This is a genomic window from Pseudobutyrivibrio sp. UC1225, assembly GCF_900115215.1.
Taxonomy (GTDB): Bacteria; Bacillota; Clostridia; order Lachnospirales; family Lachnospiraceae; genus Pseudobutyrivibrio.
In genome coordinates this window covers 144785-165120 of sequence record NZ_FOVQ01000002.1, presented here as the reverse complement: position 1 = coordinate 165120, position 20336 = coordinate 144785, and the positions used below count along the sequence as shown (strand labels likewise).

At 39.9% G+C, this 20336-nt stretch carries 20 protein-coding genes; 6 read left to right on the top strand and 14 right to left on the bottom strand.

Features of this window, described 5'->3' with window-relative positions:
• Positions 1-76 precede the first annotated feature (76 nt).
• The 10 genes from BMZ41_RS03685 to BMZ41_RS03645 form a co-directional block, all read right to left on the bottom strand.
• On the bottom strand, positions 77-436 hold the full coding sequence (locus tag BMZ41_RS03685; RefSeq protein WP_090526974.1) for a hypothetical protein: 360 nt from the start codon (positions 434-436) through the stop codon (positions 77-79).
• Positions 437-740: 304 nt separating this feature from the next.
• Positions 741-896: a hypothetical protein gene (locus BMZ41_RS15545; protein WP_177184148.1), complete on the bottom strand. Its 156-nt coding sequence runs from the start codon at positions 894-896 to the stop codon at positions 741-743.
• 186 nt (positions 897-1082) lie between these two features.
• Positions 1083-2024: a DUF6040 family protein gene (locus tag BMZ41_RS03680; RefSeq protein WP_143071318.1), complete on the bottom strand. Its 942-nt coding sequence runs from the start codon at positions 2022-2024 to the stop codon at positions 1083-1085.
• A complete protein-coding gene (mobQ, locus tag BMZ41_RS03675) occupies positions 1927-3450 on the bottom strand; it encodes a MobQ family relaxase (RefSeq protein ID WP_090526970.1) in 1524 nt (507 codons plus the stop codon). Before mobQ ends, BMZ41_RS03680 begins: the two co-directional genes overlap by 98 nt.
• A 303-nt stretch (positions 3451-3753) precedes the next feature.
• Positions 3754-4047 carry a conjugal transfer protein TraD gene (gene traD, locus BMZ41_RS03670; RefSeq protein ID WP_090526968.1) on the bottom strand — a complete coding sequence of 98 codons (294 nt, stop codon included), beginning with the start codon at positions 4045-4047 and terminating at the stop codon, positions 3754-3756.
• Positions 4048-4050: 3 nt separating this feature from the next.
• Entirely contained in the window at positions 4051-4416 is a 366-nt protein-coding gene (locus tag BMZ41_RS03665; protein ID WP_090526966.1) for a plasmid mobilization protein, read from the bottom strand.
• A complete protein-coding gene (locus BMZ41_RS03660) occupies positions 4409-5515 on the bottom strand; it encodes a site-specific integrase (RefSeq protein ID WP_090526964.1) in 1107 nt (368 codons plus the stop codon). Before BMZ41_RS03660 ends, BMZ41_RS03665 begins: the two co-directional genes overlap by 8 nt.
• The gene (locus BMZ41_RS03655) at positions 5515-6225 is read right to left on the bottom strand and encodes a DnaA ATPase domain-containing protein (protein WP_090526962.1); all 711 of its coding nucleotides are present in this window, start codon (positions 6223-6225) and stop codon (positions 5515-5517) included. The genes BMZ41_RS03660 and BMZ41_RS03655 overlap by 1 nt, the downstream gene beginning before the upstream one ends.
• Complete coding sequence (locus tag BMZ41_RS03650; protein ID WP_090526960.1) at positions 6226-6957, bottom strand: hypothetical protein; 732 nt, start codon at positions 6955-6957, stop codon at positions 6226-6228.
• A 136-nt stretch (positions 6958-7093) separates the two neighbouring features.
• Positions 7094-7294 (bottom strand): hypothetical protein, encoded by a 201-nt coding sequence (locus BMZ41_RS03645; RefSeq protein WP_074716965.1) that lies wholly within the window; start codon positions 7292-7294, stop codon positions 7094-7096.
• Between the two features lie 210 nt (positions 7295-7504).
• On the opposite strand from BMZ41_RS03645, the gene BMZ41_RS03640 reads away from it, so the two are divergent.
• A complete protein-coding gene (locus tag BMZ41_RS03640) occupies positions 7505-8491 on the top strand; it encodes a helix-turn-helix domain-containing protein (RefSeq protein WP_090526958.1) in 987 nt (328 codons plus the stop codon).
• Positions 8492-8577: 86 nt separating this feature from the next.
• Here BMZ41_RS03640 and guaA read toward each other — a convergent pair whose 3' ends face one another.
• Positions 8578-10125, bottom strand: a complete 1548-nt coding sequence (gene guaA / locus BMZ41_RS03635) for a glutamine-hydrolyzing GMP synthase (RefSeq protein WP_090526956.1) — start codon at positions 10123-10125, stop codon at positions 8578-8580.
• 152 nt (positions 10126-10277) lie between these two features.
• On the opposite strand from guaA, the gene BMZ41_RS03630 reads away from it, so the two are divergent.
• The 5 genes from BMZ41_RS03630 (at position 10278) to BMZ41_RS03610 (ending at position 15062) form a co-directional block, all read left to right on the top strand.
• The gene (locus BMZ41_RS03630) at positions 10278-10778 is read left to right on the top strand and encodes a hypothetical protein (protein WP_090169086.1); all 501 of its coding nucleotides are present in this window, start codon (positions 10278-10280) and stop codon (positions 10776-10778) included.
• Between the two features lie 83 nt (positions 10779-10861).
• Positions 10862-12250 (top strand): Trk system potassium transporter TrkA, encoded by a 1389-nt coding sequence (gene trkA / locus BMZ41_RS03625; RefSeq protein ID WP_090169088.1) that lies wholly within the window; start codon positions 10862-10864, stop codon positions 12248-12250.
• 7 nt (positions 12251-12257) lie between these two features.
• Complete coding sequence (locus BMZ41_RS03620; protein WP_090526953.1) at positions 12258-13766, top strand: TrkH family potassium uptake protein; 1509 nt, start codon at positions 12258-12260, stop codon at positions 13764-13766.
• Positions 13767-13769: 3 nt separating this feature from the next.
• Positions 13770-14426, top strand: coding sequence for an arginase family protein (locus BMZ41_RS03615; protein ID WP_090526951.1), 657 nt, complete (start codon positions 13770-13772; stop codon positions 14424-14426).
• A 33-nt stretch (positions 14427-14459) separates the two neighbouring features.
• Positions 14460-15062: a cytidylate kinase-like family protein gene (locus tag BMZ41_RS03610; protein WP_090169094.1), complete on the top strand. Its 603-nt coding sequence runs from the start codon at positions 14460-14462 to the stop codon at positions 15060-15062.
• A gap of 406 nt (positions 15063-15468) precedes the next feature.
• Here the strand turns inward: BMZ41_RS03610 and BMZ41_RS03605 are convergent, their stop codons facing one another.
• The 3 genes from BMZ41_RS03605 to BMZ41_RS03595 all read right to left on the bottom strand — a co-directional run bounded on the left by BMZ41_RS03605 (position 15469) and on the right by BMZ41_RS03595 (position 20277).
• Positions 15469-16224, bottom strand: a complete 756-nt coding sequence (locus tag BMZ41_RS03605; RefSeq protein WP_090169095.1) for a helix-turn-helix domain-containing protein — start codon at positions 16222-16224, stop codon at positions 15469-15471.
• A 114-nt stretch (positions 16225-16338) separates the two neighbouring features.
• Complete coding sequence (locus BMZ41_RS03600; protein ID WP_090526949.1) at positions 16339-17337, bottom strand: alpha/beta hydrolase; 999 nt, start codon at positions 17335-17337, stop codon at positions 16339-16341.
• Positions 17338-17493: 156 nt separating this feature from the next.
• Positions 17494-20277, bottom strand: a complete 2784-nt coding sequence (locus BMZ41_RS03595; protein WP_442960244.1) for an FAD-dependent oxidoreductase — start codon at positions 20275-20277, stop codon at positions 17494-17496.
• Between the last annotated feature and the right edge of the window lie 59 nt (positions 20278-20336).

Below are 20336 nucleotides of genomic sequence, written 5' to 3'. Positions count from 1 at the left end.
ATTAAGGGGCAGATATTTAGTAAGGTATTTTAGTTTAAGTGCTTCATCACGAAAGAAAGGGTTGTTGCCACAAACCCTAAATAATGTTCATTCCTTTTAACATTTTTACGTGCATTCCGCAACCAGGACAATGACTGCTTGTAATATAACATCCCCACTGATTTACAGGTGGCTCATATCCACACTCGCTACACGATACCTTTCCAGTTTGTTTATTCCTAATCCATAATGAAAATGGCTCTTCTGGAGGCCCATCGACTGTTTTTGTCGGATGCTTAAGTGGTTTAATATTCATTATCTTTTCAGAAGCCATTTCAAACAGTTTATCATCGACTACTCCTTGGGAGTGTAGATCCTGTAGTAAAAGCATCTGTAGCATTTTGCTGCTTTCCTCGTTGTTTTTAGACACAATCTGGTCTTTATAATTTTTATTCATAAGTGTGTATTCCTCATATTGTCCTTGTCTTAATTTTATTGAAACATTTGTCCCTCAAGCCAAACCCTCAACAAGTGTGGATGCCCAATCTTTATTCGCTTTTGCCTAACCATCAAACCAGCCCATCAACAAGTCGGGCCATTTTTGGCTCAGACCATCAAGTTAGCCCATCAAACTACTCGTCAGACCATCAGCAAGTTTGATTAGCCTTTCATTTACAGCTGTTATGGTCGCTGCATCACCTTTGAAAACACATAAAAACCGCCGAACTTAACAGGGCATATCTGCCCATCAAGTTCGACGGCTAACCATCATCATATATAATTTCATCCGAAAAAAAGCCGCAATCAGCCCATGCTCTGCTCTGCTCTGCTCTGCTCTGCTCTGCTCTGCTCTGCTCTGCTCTGCTCTGCTCTGCTCTGCTCTGCTCTGCTCTGCAAGATTGTAACATTGTTTGCATGGCTGTCAACTCCCCTTTCATCCAACTTTAACAAAATATATATCGGCTATTCTTACAATAAGCTTTAGTTTTTTCTCACAGGCCTTTACTCTTTGTCTATTTATTAAATTGTATCACAATACACGTTTTTTCATAAGAGTATATTCACAATTCAGCGATTATGTTTTATCATTCATGTCAAATACTTTAACCCTTAAGTATAAACAGACCTGCAAACGGTAATGCAAGAATTACCCATCCACCAATCATGTGAATCAACAGCGCAGTTACTCCAACTCCAATAAAACTAACAATAACACCAGATACTAACTTATATTGAGCATCCTTATCCTTCATTTCAATGACACCACGTAGTGCAGAATAAATGCAAAATATTACGATTCCTATAATTACTATATTTACCGGAATAATTGTCTTTATTAGCTTATCTGCAAAAACCATAAGTGCCAAATCCATTAAACACACAAACACTGTCAATTCATCCTTTTGATATTCGACAAAAAAGCTATAATATTTTCTTCCTACAATAAATAAACCTATTCCCACTATCCCTAGCATAGCCACAGATAAAAACACAATTATTACCCAGTAAACAACTATAGACAAAAATTCATTAGGGATATAACTTGTAATACCTGCAATCGCTTTAATTGCTTCATACATCGTAGTAACAAGCATCTCCGTTCCCTGTCCAAGCATTTGAACTGCTCTTATAAGATCCGTTTGTATCGTTTCAGACTGTATCGCTGTTATTAACGTTGTAATAATCCCATACAAAAGCGAAGCATACATCACACTCTTATATTTAATTGTCATAGCATCATACTTCTTAGATAATTGCTTTTGCTTCTCCTCATGCTTCTTCCATAACTTCTGTTCAAACTCACGAACGATTTTTCCAGCACGTTGCCCTACTTCCCACTCTATTTTTGCTTCGCGAATAGAGACTTTTGATTCTCTATCCGCTAAATCTCCAATTGCCTTTTGAGCTCTGGTCTCTGCGTCTGCTATAGCTTTTTGCGCATTAGCTTTAGCGGCTTTGACCTCGGCTTCTGCTTTTTCTTTTGTTCTTTTCTCGCTCAGCTTCAAGCTCTCGTTCTCGCTCTTTAATTCTTCGTTCTTCTTCAATACGAGATCGCTCTCGGAGTATTTCTCTATTTTCTCGTTTAGAAATACTATCGTCTCGCTTTTCTTCTGAAGTTCTTTCTTTAGCATCGAGACTTCTGATGAAAGATTCAATATCATCTGCTGTGCTTCTGAGTTCTGATTTTGAAGTAGTTCTGCCTTGTCCATCGTCTCCTCCAGCATTAAGAGAAGCTCTTCGTCTTTTAAGTTTTCTAAGTCGCTCATTACGTTCATCCTCCTTTTCTTTTTTTATTTTTGTAAGTTCTTCAATTTGTCTATCTGTTTCTGCAATTTCTGATTCTGTGAAGTCAGCTGCTCGCTTAACTCCATGGATTCTTCCAGTTGTTCCTTCAAGCTCCGATTCTCCATTTGCAATTTTCCTATTTCGCACTGCTGGCTTTCCAAGATGTTCATCATTTCTTCCTGTGCCTTTAACATTTCCATAATGTCCTGTAAATTCTTTAAATCGTCCATATATTCCCCTCGCTTTCTCCAACAATAATTGCGTTAACTCTGATGCCAAATTTTTCATCTGCTCCATCAAAGAATTTCTCGCTTTAATCTCACGGTTCTGCTGACAACGATCTGATATCTTTCCATCCTTCTCCATCAATCTAGCTGTAACCCCTTCATGAATTGTCGGCTCCTTGTCTATTCCCTGACGTTTATAACTACGATGATCTATCTGATGCTCTGCATCCAAATATTTATTGCAATGCTTTGCCCAAGACTCCCTCCAGATTTCTGCATTTGCTCTGTCATTCCAGTCATTTGCAGGTATAGAAATCTTACACCAAAGGTATTCCGTCCCCTTACCTTCACGTACTCTTGTTTTCTGATTTCCATTTTCATCAAGCTGCGGAATTCTATACTTAGATGTTGCTTCACGATTTTTAGAATCATAGCTTGGTAAGTCTGGATTATAAATTGCCCTGCCCTTCTCATCCAAAGCATTGGCAAAAACTGTCTTTTGCTTTTGCATCCACTTTGCATTTTCATCCATTCCACGAATCGTCAACATAATATGAGCATGCGGATTCCCATCATTTTTATCATGCAGCGCCCAATCAGCAATCATACCTTGTGATACAAAGTTCTCCATAATAAACCCACGCACACACTCTATTTGCTCTTCACGTGACATCTCAGTTGGAAGCGCTACTTCTACTTCTCTTGCAAACTGCGCATCTGAACGTTTCTCAATTTGTTGTACTTCATTCCATAAAACTTCACGATTCAAAAATCTCTCTGGAGCATTTGGGGGCAATAAAATCTCATTCATAAATACTCCACCTTTTCTTGTAAAATCGTGTGTAAGTCCGGTTTCATCGTTATACAGTTTTTCGCCGGAGCGGTAAGCTGCAGATGCTACTGCAGATCTACCACCTGCTCGACTTATTATTTTTATGGAGCAATGATAAATTGCCATGTCATCACCTTCCTTTCTGCTTAACGGATAATCCAAAAAGGCAGCGCCTTGTTGGTGGGTAGCCACCTGCGGCTAGGGCAAAGCCCTATGAGCATAGTAGCGAATGCACAAAACAAAAATCATTTCTGACAACGTCAGCAATATGATTTGCAGTTTTGTAAATGAACTACGGGTCCAGCGTCAAGAGGGTGAAACCCTTTTGTGCCGGCTGCATAAGCCCCCTCGGAGAGCGCGCTGTAATGTGGGCTACGCCCACATATAAGTGCGCCCTTAGTACCTAAGGGAATACCCAAAGCTTATAGGTTACTCCTTCACTTCACCTTCCGTAGTGATGCCTATGTTCATCGCCTTTGTAAAATAATTTCCATTAGCTTCCTGCTTTTTTAAGAAGTTAAGAAATCGCATCTTATCCTCATCCTCTGTTTCTCTACCTAATACAGACTCAACAATTCCACCAAGCTCAATCAATCTTCTGGTGCGTTTCTTTCGCATTTCTTCCGACTGTCTTTTCTTTAATGCCTTTTCCTGAACTTTCAGTTGCTCCTGACGCTTTTGAATGTCTGCAATTCTTTCATCATATGATTTTGTTGTTGCCATAAGCTATTTCTCCTTTCCAAATCTACTATCTAAAATTTCCAAAATTGTTTTTAAGAGCATTGCCTTTTCATCATCCAAATCTTCTAATTTAGGATTTCTATCTATATCTGCCGCAATCTCTTCCATCCTATTTTTTATTTCTGTAAATGTTCTTATATTGCCATGCACTAGGATTTTCTGATACATACAGCTCTCAATAAAGAAATCTGATTTTGGTAGCCCTGTCATTGCTATACGAGCATCTATCGCTTCCTTTTCCGCAGCTGATACCCTAAAATTCATGATTACATTTCGTTTCCGATTCTTTTCATTTTTCTTCTTTTTAGGTGTTCCACCAAGCTGAGTTTCTCTTCGATAAATCTTATCCATTGTTTTCCTCGCTTTCTGCCTTAAATGCTTTGTCTAAGGTATCCGCCATATTTCTCTGCACTGATGGATATAGATGTGAATAGCGCTCCGTGATTGTCACACTTTCATGTCCTAAGCGTTCTGCAATCTGCACCGGAGAATAGCCAAGATTAATAAGAAGTGCACAACTTGAATGTCTTAAATCATGAACTCTAATCCTCTTTACTCCCGTTTCTTTGCAACCACGATCCATCTCATGATGAAGATAGCTTTTTGTTATTTCAAATAGCCTGGTATCATCATCGACCTTATAAAGTGAATCAATATAATCCTTCATTTCCTCACACAAGAAATCCGGTAAATCAATCTGTCTAATACTTTTCTCAGTCTTTGGAGTTGTGATTAGAGCTTGTCCTTTAACTACTTGATAATTTTTAGTTACCTTCATAACCTTTCTTTCAAAATCAAAATCTGCTTTTGTTAATGCAAGAAGTTCACCACATCTGATTCCCGTCCAATAAAGAATTTGAAAAGCGTAGTAAGAAACCGGCTTTTTCTTCATTGCCTCAGAAAATTGTGTATACTCGTCTAATGTCCAGAAAAGCATTTCCTTTGTTTTTGACTTTCCCATCTTCTTATTTGAAAAGCATGGATTCTTTGGTAAATCGTAGTATCTGTATGCATGGTTAAATATGGCATTTAATTGGTTATTTACAGATCTAAGATAAGTCTGCGAGTAACCTTTACCATTATCATCTCGCTTGCTAAGAAGCTCATTTTGCCATTGTAAAATGTCTGTAGAACTAATACCTGATAAGCTCTTATTCTCGAAGTATTTTCTGATATGCGTCTCTATGATATGTTCCTTATTTGCCATAGTACTTTCTTTTAGCTGTGGTCTCATATCCGATAGATAAATATCAATAAATGTCCCAAAACCCATATTGATATCCTTTGTCTTCTTAGCTAGATATTCATGTTCATATGCTTGTGCCTCTTTCTTGGTAGCAAACCCTCTTTTTTCATGCTTCACACGTTTTCCTTGCCAATCTTTGTAGTAGCAGGCGACACGCCATGTGTCACCGTTATAACCATTCCATTTATCCTTATAAACTGCCATTAAGCTGCTCCTCCTCTGTATAATCTGTAATTCAATTCCTTACCGGTAAAAACAACAATATAGCCGGTACACATTTCTATGAGCCTGCTGGCAATCGCCTCGTCAAAATTGATAAGTTCATCCAATGTCTTCTCTGTACTTATAATCACCGGAAGCTTGTTGTTATATCTGTAATTCACAATTTCATAAATTACATTTACGTCTGACTCCGTAATCTTTCCCTTAAGAAAATCATCAATGAATAGCACCGGAGCATTCTTGAACTTATTAATCTCTTTGGAATAAGCATCCTCATCTAATATCTTTGATTTAATAGATGTCATTTCCTCACGATAACCCATATAGATTACCGCGATTCCTTTATTAATCAGCGACATACTACATGCTGTTCCAAGATGCGTTTTGCCGGCTCCTACCTGTCCACAAAGAAGCAGTGAATGTGATTCATTTACATTTCCTTCATCAATAGAATTTGCAAATCTTTCTGCCGTTTTCTTAGCATCTATAAGCTGTGCATTGTCTCCGGTTACATAATTTTCAAAGGACTTATCCGTAAACTCTTTTGCCAGGCCACTGCGTTTCAGTCTGTCCTTTGCTATTTTGATTTCACGACATTTACATGGAGTTGCATACTCATAGCCATCTTCCATAACCTTCATTACAAATCCACTATCTTTACAGATGTGACATTCATATATTTTCTCAGCCATCTAATCACCCACCCTTTCTTTTGCTAATTTAGATAATTGTTCTGAATGCTTTGATACTGCTTCAAATTTCAATCTATTTGTGGTTGTTCCCTGCTGTTCTTTACACCACTCAGAAATCTTTGAAACATTTAAGCATCCGTGATACGGTTTTCCTAATATCCTTCTAATAACTCCATCAACATTGTTTTTCCCATATTTGCCAACAAGCTTTTCGTAATCAAAAACAGTTAGGACTTCATTATCTAACTGGTATTTCATTGCGTGTGTGTCTGCCGGTTCTACACTATACTCTCCTCTACTATCCTTACCTTTACTAACCTCAACTACACTACACTGTGCTGACATATGTCCGTCCATGGACGGTCCAGATTTCTTTACTAAATCAGAACGTTCTCTACGTTCTAACAATTCAACCTCCGGTTCCATTTGTAAGAGAAGATTGGTATATATACTGTCTTTCTTACGGTCAGGTCTAATTCTGTTTTGTTCTCTCCAATCTGCAATATAAGTCACAAGATCTTCATTTAGAATTCTTACAAAGCCCTTACTGTATAACACTCTTAAATCATCCTCATTGGCTTTTATAAGATTGATTACCGAATACCCTTCTACAATTCCATCATCATCTGCATTCATTCCAAGATGGAAATACAAATTCTGTGAGGATACTGGCATTTTTAAGAACCTTGCACTTTCCACTACAGACTTAGCAAACATTCTTCGTTCCGCCATTAAAATATGCTCCTTTCTCTGAATTTTCTTGAAAAGAAGCACCTGCCATGCTAATATGAATTTACGAGATAACATGTTTGCAATGACATGTGCAGCCCCTTTGCAGAGGGGCTTTTTTCTTTTCTATCATCTTTCATTAGTGTGTTCCTGCCTTTAGGCATGCTTCTTCATACCAGATTCGATTCACTTTCCCAGCTACAACAATTGCACGTGGATTTTCCTTCTTTAATTCCTTATTCAGCTGTTTAATCACGTCATATGCTTTAGCTCTGGATACTCCCAAATCAAAAATCACGGTATCTACCCCAACAAATAGTGGCTGACGTTCCTCTGCCATAGGTCACTCCTCCTTTCCTTGTATTCTGCCTATTTTGTTTCTACACCGACATTTATATATGTCGGTTGTAATTATAATACATCCGGAATATATGCTTGTCAATATCAATAGTCATATTTTTATGTCTATTGATTATTTTATATCTTCCTTTTTTGTGTCTATCGTGTTAATATATAGGAAGAAATCTATGTTTATTATGAGGTGAAACTTATGACTCTAGGAGATAAAATCAAAAAATATCGTACATTGCAGGATATGACCCAAAAGGATCTAGGATTAAAAGCTGGCTTTTCTGCGGCAACAGCTGATTCAAGAATACGAAAATACGAAAAAGATATTATGGCACCTAAGGATGATATCCGTCAGAAGCTTATTGAAGCTCTGGATGTAGATCCTTCTGCACTATCTGATATCAATATTGAATCTTATGAAGATATCATGCAGGTATTCTTTTTATTAGAAGATGAACTAGGATTAGAAATCGAAAGAAATGATGAAACTACGAGCCTAATTTTAAAAAATGATAATCCTGGCCATGCGATTTTATTAAGCTATTTATATGCCTGGTACGTTCAAAAGAAGAATCTTCCAGATGAGGATAACGAAGCAAGTTTTAGTGCACACACCCAATATGAAAAGTGGCAGGCTCGCTTTCCAAGAGATTTAAAAGAGTTTTGGAATGAACAAAGAACTGCTGTAGATAATTTCTACAATCCACTAGTCCATGATGCTGCTAACGAGCCTAATGTTAGTAGACTTTCAGAGTTTTTAGTTGATATTCGCGCTTTAATACAATCTGGAATTAGTATCAATGCAGATACAAAATATTATGGTGTTGGAGATATTGGATTGATTTTAAGTTTTACGGTGTCAGAGATATTAAACGAGGACAATAAGGCTTGTCATAAAGCATTTACTAAATTTCTTTGTGACATCAAGACAATGAATGAATATGGCATGCCATACTACATAGATATGTATTCTAATGAATCAGGAACAAAAATATCCTACACATTAAGATGGTCTGCTCTTCCTGCATTCAAAAATACCATTTATAAAATGCAAGAACACGAGATTCAAAAAGAAACATTACCGGATTTTGAAATTGATTTATTCGAAAAGACATTATCATCTGACTTAAAGATGTATGACTTAGATTTGAAAGAAGAGATTAAAATCAGTTGTAATAAGAATTGAAAAATAAAAACACTGATTTTAATAGACGAAATGTAGACGTAAAAAACGGGAGTCCGCTATTTATGCGGGCTCCCGTAGTTTTTCTGCTATTCCATCTCCACAGTTCCTGGTGGCTTAGAAGTAAGGTCGTACATTACGCGGTTAACGCCCTTAACCTCGTTGATGATGCGGCTCATAACACGCTGAAGTACTTCGAATGGAATCTCAGAAGCCTCGGCCGTCATGAAGTCTACTGTTTCAACAGCGCGAAGGACTACTGCGTAGTCATATGTACGCTCGTCACCCATAACACCTACGGAGCGCATGTTTGAAAGGGCTGCGAAGTACTGATCTGGAAGTTTCTCAAGGCCAGCCTCAGCAAGCTCTGTTCTGTAAATATAATCAGCATCCTGAACGATGCGAACCTTTTCTGCTGTAACCTCTCCGATGATACGGATACCAAGGCCTGGGCCTGGGAATGGCTGACGGAATACAAGGTATTCTGGAAGCCCAAGCTCAAGACCAACCTTACGAACCTCATCCTTGAAAAGGTTTCTAAGTGGCTCGATGATTTCTTTGAAGTCAACATAATCAGGAAGACCACCTACATTGTGGTGAGACTTGATAACTACTGACTCGCCGCCAAGACCTGACTCTACAACGTCCGGGTAAATAGTTCCCTGTGCAAGGAAATCTACTGTGCCAATCTTCTTAGCTTCTTCCTCAAATACACGGATGAATTCCTCACCGATAATCTTACGCTTCTGCTCTGGCTCCTCTACGCCAGCAAGCTTTGCATAGTAGCGGTCTGCAGCATTTACGCGAATAAAGTTGATATCGAAAGAACCCTTAGGTCCGAATACGCCCTCAACCTCATCGCCTTCGTTTTTACGAAGAAGACCGTGGTCTACAAATACGCATGTAAGCTGCTTTCCGATAGCCTTAGCAAGAAGGGCTGCAAGTACAGATGAATCAACACCACCTGAAAGTGCAAGAAGTACCTTTCCTGAACCAACGCGCTCACGTATTTCACCGATTGTCTGCTCAACAAAGGAATCCATACGCCATGTACCTGCTGTACCGCAGATATTGCGAACGAAATTAAATAAAATGTCCTTACCCTGAACAGTGTGAAGCACCTCTGGGTGGAACTGAATTGCATAAAGCTTCTTTGCCTCACATGCTGATGCTGCAACTGGGCAATCTGCTGTGTGGGCAATTATCTCAAAACCAGGAGCAACCTTGCTGATGTAATCGAAATGACTCATCCAAACAATAGTTGATTTTTCAACGCCTGCGAATAAAGTATCGCCTGCTCCATCAATAAATGTCTCTGTCTTACCATATTCACGAACTGGGGCCTTTTCAACCTTTCCTCCGAGAACATGCATCATAAGCTGTGCGCCATAGCAAAGGCCAAGCACAGGTATTCCTAATTCGAAAAGCTCCTTAGTGTAAGTAGGGGCACCTTCCTCATAGCAGGAATTTGGACCACCTGTAAGGATAATTCCCTTAAGATTCATTTCTTTGATTTGTTCAAGCGGGGTACGATAAGAATAGATTTCACAATAGACGTTACATTCTCTGACACGGCGGGCTACAAGCTGATTGTACTGACCGCCAAAGTCAATAACAATGACTTTTTCCTGGTTCATTAGTCGCTCCTTTGAAATTAAAATTGATATTTAAATTTCCTATATAATATATGCTTTTACCTTTTTCTTCAACAGTTAATATTAATAATTTATTTTTATTATCCGATAACGTATATAGAAATATGTAACTATGTTAGGTTTTGGAGTTTCATATGAATATTAGCCTTACCAATTCTCTTTCACTAAGAATATATTATGGACAGTATTCAGCACTTGCAAAAAACTCGACCCGAAAGGATGCCACAAAAGGTACTCTTTCTTTTGCCGATGCAAGTGCGCTTCGTAATGCTGTCAGAAGACTCCAGGACTACAAGTTCGAAGATGGTACTGAGGCTGAGATTCAGGAAAAGCTTAAAGCTTTCACTGATACTGTTAATAGCACCTTGGAATCAGGGGCTGAATATTCCAGCAACAGTTCTTCAGTTAAGAACGCTGTATCAAAGATAAGGAATCTTAATAAAGAATATGCTTCAGACCTAAAAAAGATTGGTATCTCGGTGGCAAAAGATGGCACCCTTTCTTTATACGAGTCAGCCTCAAAGCTTTATAAGAAAGAAAAGTTCTCCAAGTTTTTTGATAAAGATTCCAAATACCTTAATGATTTATATAGCGCAGCACAAAGGATTACACGCCGCGTAGACGTTAGGATTTAACTTGAACTTTTGCCCCATATGGATTAAATTATCATATGGGAGATTTTGTAATCTCCTAATATTATTTTGGAGGCAATTTTTAAATGCTGTTTAGTTCGTCTCAAAAAAGAGGACTGAAAATAATTATTGTAGGATGCGGTAAAGTTGGACGCACCCTTGTTGACAGACTATCCAAGGAAGGTCATGACATCGTCGTCATCGACCAGAAACAAGATCGAATAGATAATCTTACAAATCTTTACGATATCATGGGCATTCAGGGAAATGGTGCCAGCTACAGCACTCAGCTGGAAGCAGGTATCAAGGATGCCGATCTTATCATCGCTGTTACTAACTCAGATGAGCTCAATCTTCTCTGCTGTACAATCGCAAAGCAGGTAGGTGATTGCGCTTCTATCGCACGAGTTAGAAACCCAGACTATTCAAAGGAAATTTCATACCTTCAGGAAAAGCTTGGTCTTGTAATGATCATTAACCCTGAGTTGGAGGCTGCAAAGGAGATTTCATCAATTCTCTCTCTTCCTTCTACTCTTGAGGTTTCATCCTTCGCTCACGGTCAGGCTGAAATGGTTGAGTTTAAAATCGAAGAAGGAAATGTTCTTGATGGGCTTAAAGTTAAAGACTTAAGTTCTAATATTTCAAGCAAGGTGCTGGTTACTGCTGTTAAGCGCGGTTCCGAAATTATCATTCCAACTGGTGATTTCACTCTTCAGGCTAACGATATCGTCAGTGCCGTAGGTGCACGTCGTTTTGCCCGTACCTTCTTAAATGAAATCGGCTTCAAGACACGTCAGGTTAAAGACTGCCTTATCGTTGGTGGTGGTAAATCTTCTTACTACCTTGCAAATCTTCTACTTCAGGCTCGTATTAATGTACGTATTATCGAGCGAAACAAGGAGCGCTGCGAGGAGCTTTCTGTAGCACTTCCAAAGGCTACTATCATCAATGGTGACGGTGGCGACGAGGCGTTACTTCGCGAAGAAGGCATCGAATATGTTGAGAGCTTCGTTCCTCTTACAGGAATCGATGAAGAGAATGTTCTTCTTACACTTTATGCTAATCAGGTTAGCAATGCTAAGGTTGTAACAAAAGTCAACCGTATTAATTTTGATAATGTATTATCTCAGCTTAACCTTGGTTCTGTGGTTTATCCACGCCATATCACAGCTGAATCTATCATCGCCTATGTACGTGCCAAGAGCGCTTCTGGAGATGGAAATGATATCCTTACTCTCTACCACATGTTTGATAGAAAGGTTGAGGCTATCGAGTTCAACATTACTGAGAAATCAAATGCTACAGGCGTTCCATTCTCAGTTTTACAGTTTAAAGACAATGTCTTAATTGCCTTTATCAATCGTAACGGTAAAATCATTATTCCAAGTGGTTCTGATACTATCGAGGTCGGGGACACAGTCATGGTTGTTACCACACACACTGGCTTTGCAACTATATTAGATACATTGAGGTAAATAATGCATGAATAATTCCGTCATTCGTTTTATCCTGCTTTACGTAGTGGGATTCATGGGAATATTTTTGATGCTACCGATTTTCGTAGCACTTATATATCACGAGGATGTTTGGATTGATTACGCAGTAGTTGCGGTTCCTTGTCTTATCCTCGGCATACTTAACAGTCGAGTAAAGCCTAAAGAGGTCTCCTTCTATTTGAAGGAAGGTTTCTTCTGCACAGGCGCTTCGTGGGTTATCTTATCAGTCATCGGTGCCATTCCACTTTGGCTTACAAATGAGATTCCACATTTTGTTGATGCTGTTTTCGAGACTGTTTCCGGCTTCACTACAACCGGAGCTTCTATATTAGATAATGTTGAAGCGCTTTCACACGCTTCACTCTTCTGGCGAAGCTTCACTCACCTTGTTGGTGGTATGGGAGTTTTAGTATTCCTTCTTACTATAATTCCTCTTGCCGGTGGTGAGGGCTCACAGTTCAACCTTATGAAGGCTGAGTCACCTGGACCATCAGTTGGAAAGCTTGTTCCAAAGCTTAAAAACACAGCCCAGATGCTTTATTTAATCTATTTAGGATTATGTGCTTTGGAGATTATCCTTCTTCTTATAGCAGGAATGACTCCATTTGAAGCTATCAATACAGGTATCGCAACAGCCGGTACCGGAGGCTTTGGTATTTACTCAAGCAGTATCGGAGGCTTTAATGTAGCCTGTCAGTGGATAGTTGCTATTTTCATGTTTGTATTCGGTGTAAATTTCAACTTCTACTACTATGTACTGTTCCATCACGCAAGAGATGCCTTCCGTATGGAGGAAGTTAGAATGTACGCTCTCCTTACTGGTGTCTCAATAGCTATCATTACTGCAAACACTATAAGCTGTAGTGCCGGACTTTTCGATGCACTTACCAAGGCAGCCTTTCAGGTTACCTCAATCCAGTCATCAACAGGTTTCTCTACTGCAGACTTTGATTTATGGCCACAGACAAGCCGTTGTGTTTTAGTACTTCTCATGTTTATCGGTGCCTGCGCAGGTTCCACAGGTGGTGGTATTAAGGTTTCACGTTTCGTGCTTATGGGAAAAGCTGTACACAAAGAGCTTATCAGCTACATTCATCCACGTAGCGTAAGAAAGACTCTTATGGATGGCAAGCCTGTTACTCACGATACAGTTCGATCAAACAACGTTTTCTTTGGTACATTTATGCTAGTATTCTTCGTAAGTGTATTTGTTTTATCCTTTGAAAACCTGGACTTTTCAACTGTATTTACATCTGTAATCGCCTGCCTCAGTAACATAGGACCTGGTCTCAGCATGGTAGGTCCTACACGTAACTTTGCGTTCTACACAGATTTATCTAAGATTGTTCTTATTCTTGATATGCTGGCAGGACGACTTGAGCTCTTCCCTATTTTGATGCTCTTCCATCCAAATATCTGGCAGGACTTATTTACAAAACGCAAGCACAAAGAATTAAAACATGCCGGAAAGGTACTTAACGACGATTTCAAATAATATATGAATACAGTACTAATGAAGATGACTGAAGCCTACGACTATCAGTCATTCTACGAGAAAATTGAAGATTGTTGCATTTTAGATTGCAAATCAATAGAAGGCACACGCTGCTATCTGGACGACCTTGCCAAGGAAGTCCTGATAGATAGGCTTGTGCCTTTTGGCGCTGACGGAATCCATTTTATAGATTCTGGCAACTATCATTATCTAAGCCTGCTTTGGCTCACAAAAGTTCAGGAGGATTTCAACCTTGTTCTTTTTGATCATCATCCTGACAACCAGCCTCCTAGCTTTGGTATGATTACCTCCTGCGGAGGATGGGTTTTAGAGGCACAGGAGACCCTTCCACATCTTAAAGGCGTCTACACCTATGGCGTAGGTGAAGAAGTACCTATAGATACGCTTCCAAGGGATTTACCTATATATATTTCTATAGATAAGGATGTTATGCGCACAGACGATTCCATCACAGATTGGGATCAGGGAGATATGACTCTTTCAACCATGTTAGAAATGCTCTCAGAATTGTGTATGAACCACAAAATAATTGGCGTAGATATATGCGGCGACTCAGGCGAAAACGCCGCAGCTGGTGGAAAAATTAATAATCTGACAAATACAACTCTTTTTGACTTTTTATCCGAAAATATCATATAATAAGGGTAAGAAAATAGATTGGAGGGAACCACTATGTATCCAGTAATTACTATATCCAGAGAATTCGGCAGCGGTGGTCATAGCATTGGGGAAGCTGTTGCTAAGCAATTAAATATTCCTTTTTATGATGGGGAAATTGTAAATCGAGTTGCTGTAGAAAGCGGCTATGCCAAGGAACTTATCGAAACTCAGGGCGAATATACTTCCTCAACAGCAATGTGGTTTGATATTTCAGCTGCTGGGACAATGTATTTCCAGAGCCCACAGGATGAGATTTTTATCGCACAGAAAAAGGTTATCCTCGATTGTGCAAGTAAGGGACCTTGCGTAATCGTTGGTCGTTGTGCTGACTATATCCTTCGCAAAGAAGGCATTCGTTGCATGAACGTAATGATTCACGCTGACATGGAGCATCGTAAGAAACGTGTATTAGAACGCTACGAGAACATAGAGAATGTCAGCATCGAAAAGCGCTTAGCCAAGAAGGATAAACAACGTAAGACCTACTACAAATACTATACAGATAAAAACTGGGGTGATTTCCGAGAATATGATGTTATTCTAGACAGCGGAGCCTTTGGAGAAGAAATTTGCGTCGACACAATCTGTAAATTAGCAGAAAAATTCCCAGAATAAATATGGATTTAGTTGAAGACCTTAGTCGTATTGGCTAAGGTCTTTTTTCTTCATCCAGCTTGTTACATTGTGTATGGCACAAAAATATCAACTATGCATCCCTAGATAGACAAAATCATTTTGGGGATGTATTAAAATTGATTCCATTTCAGAAAAATGCATCCCAAATCTGAATATCTAGCTTTTAGGATGCATTATTTAATTATAAATGCATCCCAAATAGGAGAACTATACATTTAGGATGTATTAGCATTCATCCCAAAATCATAAAACATACTTATAGGATGCATAATACAAAAATTATATTAAAAATTATGCATCCCAAAGTGCTGACACTAACATTTGGGATGCATAGTCTCAAAAAGAGACTCAGTCATAAGCTAAGTCTCTTCGAATAATTCCCTATTTATTTCATATTATGCAATCTGCCTTGAATTGGTATAAGGAGTAGTGCGAATAACACACCATAGAAAAGTGACAATACTGCTACTGCCATGTTAGGACCAAGTACGTCATATGCTTTGCGCCATACAATGGCAAATACTGTAACAAATCCTATGATGCTAGAAATTGCACCTCCTAGGAGTGCAGATTTTTGTGCGATTTTTATAGCATACTCACATTTAGCCACATCTTCAGCAAGCTCACTCTCAACCAAAGTTTTCTTTCTAAACACATACTTAAATGCCTTGATAAAACATCCAATCTGGCCACTGGCTGCAAGTATAATTAACTGGATTGCCAGCACCATAATAAATGATGGTGGATCAATAAAATATACTACCTCACTGCCACCCACTATCATTATTCCAAATAAACCTATTAACAAGAGCAGCAATCCCAGTATCAAACCTAATAATTCTAGTTTTCTAGCTTTATTGTTATTCTGAACATCTTTCACTAAATCAACCATAATCTCTTCCGCCTTTCCGCTATAAGCCTCTGCGTTCAGGCGCTCACCGGATAACAGTTCATTTACATTAATATCAAGAGCCTTACATAGTTCTGGCATTATGCTAGTGTCTGGTAATCCTTTACCTGTCTCCCATCTAGAGACAGCTTTGTCACTAACACCTACCAAATCAGCAAGCTGTTTTTGTGTTAGCCCCTTGTCCTTCCTCATTTCTGAGATAAATGAACCAGTCTTTAGTAAATCTAACATGTGACCTCCTGACGCTCTATCTGTTACATCTTAATGCTATATGAAAAAACGTAAGAATTGTACCTATGTAAACTAGAATCCCCTAAAACTCAAACTCTATGAAAAATAGAATCTCTATATAACAGCTTCCCAAAACGAAACCGCTTCTTCGAGCCACGCGTGCGCCTTGGTACGTTTGCCAAGTCCGATGCCATGTGGTATTCCAAAATACTTCTTATACTCGTGTTCTACACCATGCTCAGTCAATGCAGCATCGAATACATCTGCATGGCGGCTGGCTGGCACAAGCACATCCCAACTACCTGAATACATGAAAGTCTTTGGATAATCCTCTTCTATATATCTTCCAACATCAAGCTTTTCTCTTCCACTCTTTATATGTCTAAGACCAAACATATAATAGCTTCCTCTGTTTGAAAGCCATACTCCAAGTAATCCAATCCAAATATTCCAATAAGGATGATGCAGGAAGTCGTTCACGCATGTCCATGGATATCCAAGAATAAGTGCTCCTGGCTTTGGTAAATCATAATCTAAATAGCCATGACTTTTACTTCCAAATATTCCTGCAAGATTTCCTCCAGCAGAAAAACCTATAAGTGCATAATCCTCTATTGTCACATCGAATTTCTCAGGATTATCCTGAATAAGGCGAAGCGCCTCTCCTAAATCTTCCATGGGAGCAAATGGGGCACAATCACGACCTGCTCTGTAATCAAGCACAAAGGCGTTGATTCCCATCTTATTAAGCTCAGCTGCCACTGGATAGCCTTCTTCCTTGAGGCATACATGAGCATAGCCACCTCCTGGAAGGACCATTGCAAACCTGTTATCCCTTGGCTCATCAGCAGGAAAATACATAAGTCTTACATCTCTTTTATGCTTATCCGCAGCCATATCCTGCATAGAATATACTGGCATCTGGATATATCTTCCGCTGGCTGACAGCTCCTTAACTCTTGCTCTGCCGCCCTTAACATCATTTGCAATATGTTCAAAATAATACATTCGCGCCACGGAATAAACCGTAAATACGAATGTGAGAATAAGATAAACTAATATTATGGTGCGCACTGCTTCGCCGAAGCCTTCATTAAATAAGTAAAAATTCATTCTAGTCCTCCAATAAAACAAGCCTACCAAGTTACGCTCTCAAGCCTTAGATATTACTCCGCTCAGCTGAAGAAAGCTTCGCTTGAGTAACACTAAGAGCTTGATAGCTACTTGATAGGCTTTATTTTACCACACCTAAGTGTAGTTTGTTATATTTTACTTACGTCCACCCTTGAAAGTAACCTTTACGGCCTGCTTTAATCCGTATGGAAGGATGTGCTTAAGCTTCTCCTCTGAAGGAGTCATCTTTGAGCACTCTGGATGCTCGCGGTAAAGCTTGATTGCGTCGAATTCGCACTTAGTTGTGCAAACACCACAACCGATACACTTATTCTCATCAACAACAGAAGCACCGCACTTGAGACATCTAGCTGTCTCAATCTTAATCTGCTCCTCTGTAAGCTCTACAGTCTTATCACGGAATGTAAGCTCACCATCAACAGTTGTCTTAGAAACACCTGGAATCTGACGTGGGCTGTGATCGTAATCACCAATCATGAGATTTTCCTTATCAAGCTCGATGAAATCACGACGGTTACGTCCGATTGTAAGTGAGCTGTTAGGCTGTACAAATCTGTGGATTGAGATAGCACCCTCGCGACCTGCTGCGATAGCATCGATAGCAAATCTTGGGCCAGTGTACATATCACCACCAACGAAGATATCTGGCTCATCTGTCTGGTATGTAAGAGCATCAGCCTTAGGGCCTCTCTCGATAACTACATTAGAATCCTTGAAGAGATCTCCGTAAACGCTACGCTGTCCTACTGAGAAGATAACGTGCTTACACTCTACTGTCATTGTATCATTCTCATCGTACTGTGGAGAGAAACGGCCTGTTTCATCCTTAACACGTGTACACTTCTTAAGAACGATACCCTTTACAGCGCCTGCCTCGTCAACGAGAACTTCCTTAGGACCCCAACCACAGTTGAGCTCTACGCCCTCTGACTCTACGATTTCGATTTCCTCTGGTGAAGCTGGCATGATGTCTCTGCTCTCAAGACAGAACATAGAAACCTTCTCATCACCAACACGTCTAGCAGAACGAGCAACGTCGATAGCAACATTACCGCCACCGATAACAACAAGGTCGCCCTTGATATCGTACTTCTCGTTCTCTGAACATTCGTGAAGGAAATCAACAGCTGTAGCTGTACCGATAGCCTTATCACCAGGAACGTTTGGAAGGTTACCACCCTGGCAACCGATAGCTACATAGAATGCCTTGTAGCCCTGTGAACGAAGCTCTGCAAGTGAAATATCCTTACCTACTTCAACGCCACACTTAATCTCTACACCAAGCTCCTTGATGATTTCGATTTCAGCATCGATAACGTTGTTCTCAAGTACGAATGAAGGAATACCATAGCGGAGCATACCACCTGGATACTTGCTCTTCTCGAAGATTGTTGGCTTGTAGCCCTTAAGTGCTAAGTAGTAAGCACATGAAAGACCTGCAGGACCTGCACCAATGATAGCAATCTTCTCGTTGAACTCGCCCTTCTGTGAAGGAACAATCTTCTTTGGAATATATCTTGTCTCAGCCTTGAGATCCATCTCAGCTAAGAAACGCTTAACCTCATCAATTGCGATAGCCTCATCAACTGTACCTCTTGTACAAGCTGCCTCACAACGTCTGTTACATACACGACCGCAGATAGCTGGAAGTGGATTGTCCTGCTTAATAAGAGCAAGAGCTTCCTTGTAACGTCCCTGAGCAGCCATACGAAGGTAACCCTGGATAGCAATATGAGCTGGGCAAGCTGTCTTACATGGAGCTGTACCTGTCTCATAGCAGTTAATTCTATTGTTGTCTCTGTAATCGTCATCCCACTCGTCTGTAGACCACTTCTTCTCTGTTGGAAGAACGTGCTTTGGATACTCAACCTGCTTTCCATCAGCTGTGCAAAGCTTCTGACCAAGCTTAACAGCACCTGCTGGACAATTCTCAACACACTTACCACAAGCAACACAATCCTCGGCTGTAACGTGAGCAACATATGCTGAACGTGACATGTTAGGAGTATTGAAAAGCTGTGATGTACGAAGTGCGTAACATACATTTACATTACAGTTACAGATAGCGAAAATCTTGTTCTCGCCATCGATATTAGTAATCTGGTGAACAAAACCGTTCTCCTCAGCCTGCTTGAAAATATCAAGAGCCTCTTCTCTAGTGATATAAACGCCACCCTTGTTTGTCTCAACAACATAGTCAGCCATATCACCAACGGCGATACACCAACCCTCTGGATCATCTGCACAACCTTCATTATATGTCTGTCTCGAAAGACGGCATGAACATGGAGACTTTGCATACTTTCCTTCGTACTTATCGAGCCAGTAAGAAATCTTCTCGAGTCCAATTGCTTCCTGATCCATGCCGATAGCTTCCTCTACAGGGATAACATGCATACCTACACCAGCGCCTCCTGGTGGTACCATATGTGTAAGCCCTTCAAGTGGAAGACGGCTCATACGTTCAAAGAAGCGTCCCATCTCTGGGTGCTCCTTAAGAACATCTCTGTTCATATTAGAGAACTCAGCAGAACCTGGAACAAACATTGGAAGAACCCACTGCTTCTCATGAGCTTCATTCTCATAGTTCCACTCTAAAAGACCTGTGTAGCTAGCCTGCTCTAATCTCTCCTCAAGAGTCTTCTCATCAAGACCTGTGATTTCAAGCATCTGCTTGAATGTCTTAGGCTTTCTGATGCCACCCATCTGAAGTGCAAGCTCAGCGATCTCCTTTGTAGGTGCAAGGTTTGCTACAGCCCAGTACTCTGGATCGTACTTTGTAATCTTCTGAAGACCAAGCTTAATCTTTGCACGGTCTGTGATTACCTTACCAAGCTGAAGAATCTCTGGACGGAGATCCTCATCTTTTAACTCATTTACCCAATCTGGATAAAAATCTCCTAAACGGTCTGGTCCCATACCCATATTATTTATTTCCTCCTTTTAACTAAAACCTTACTAAACTATTTATACTCAAC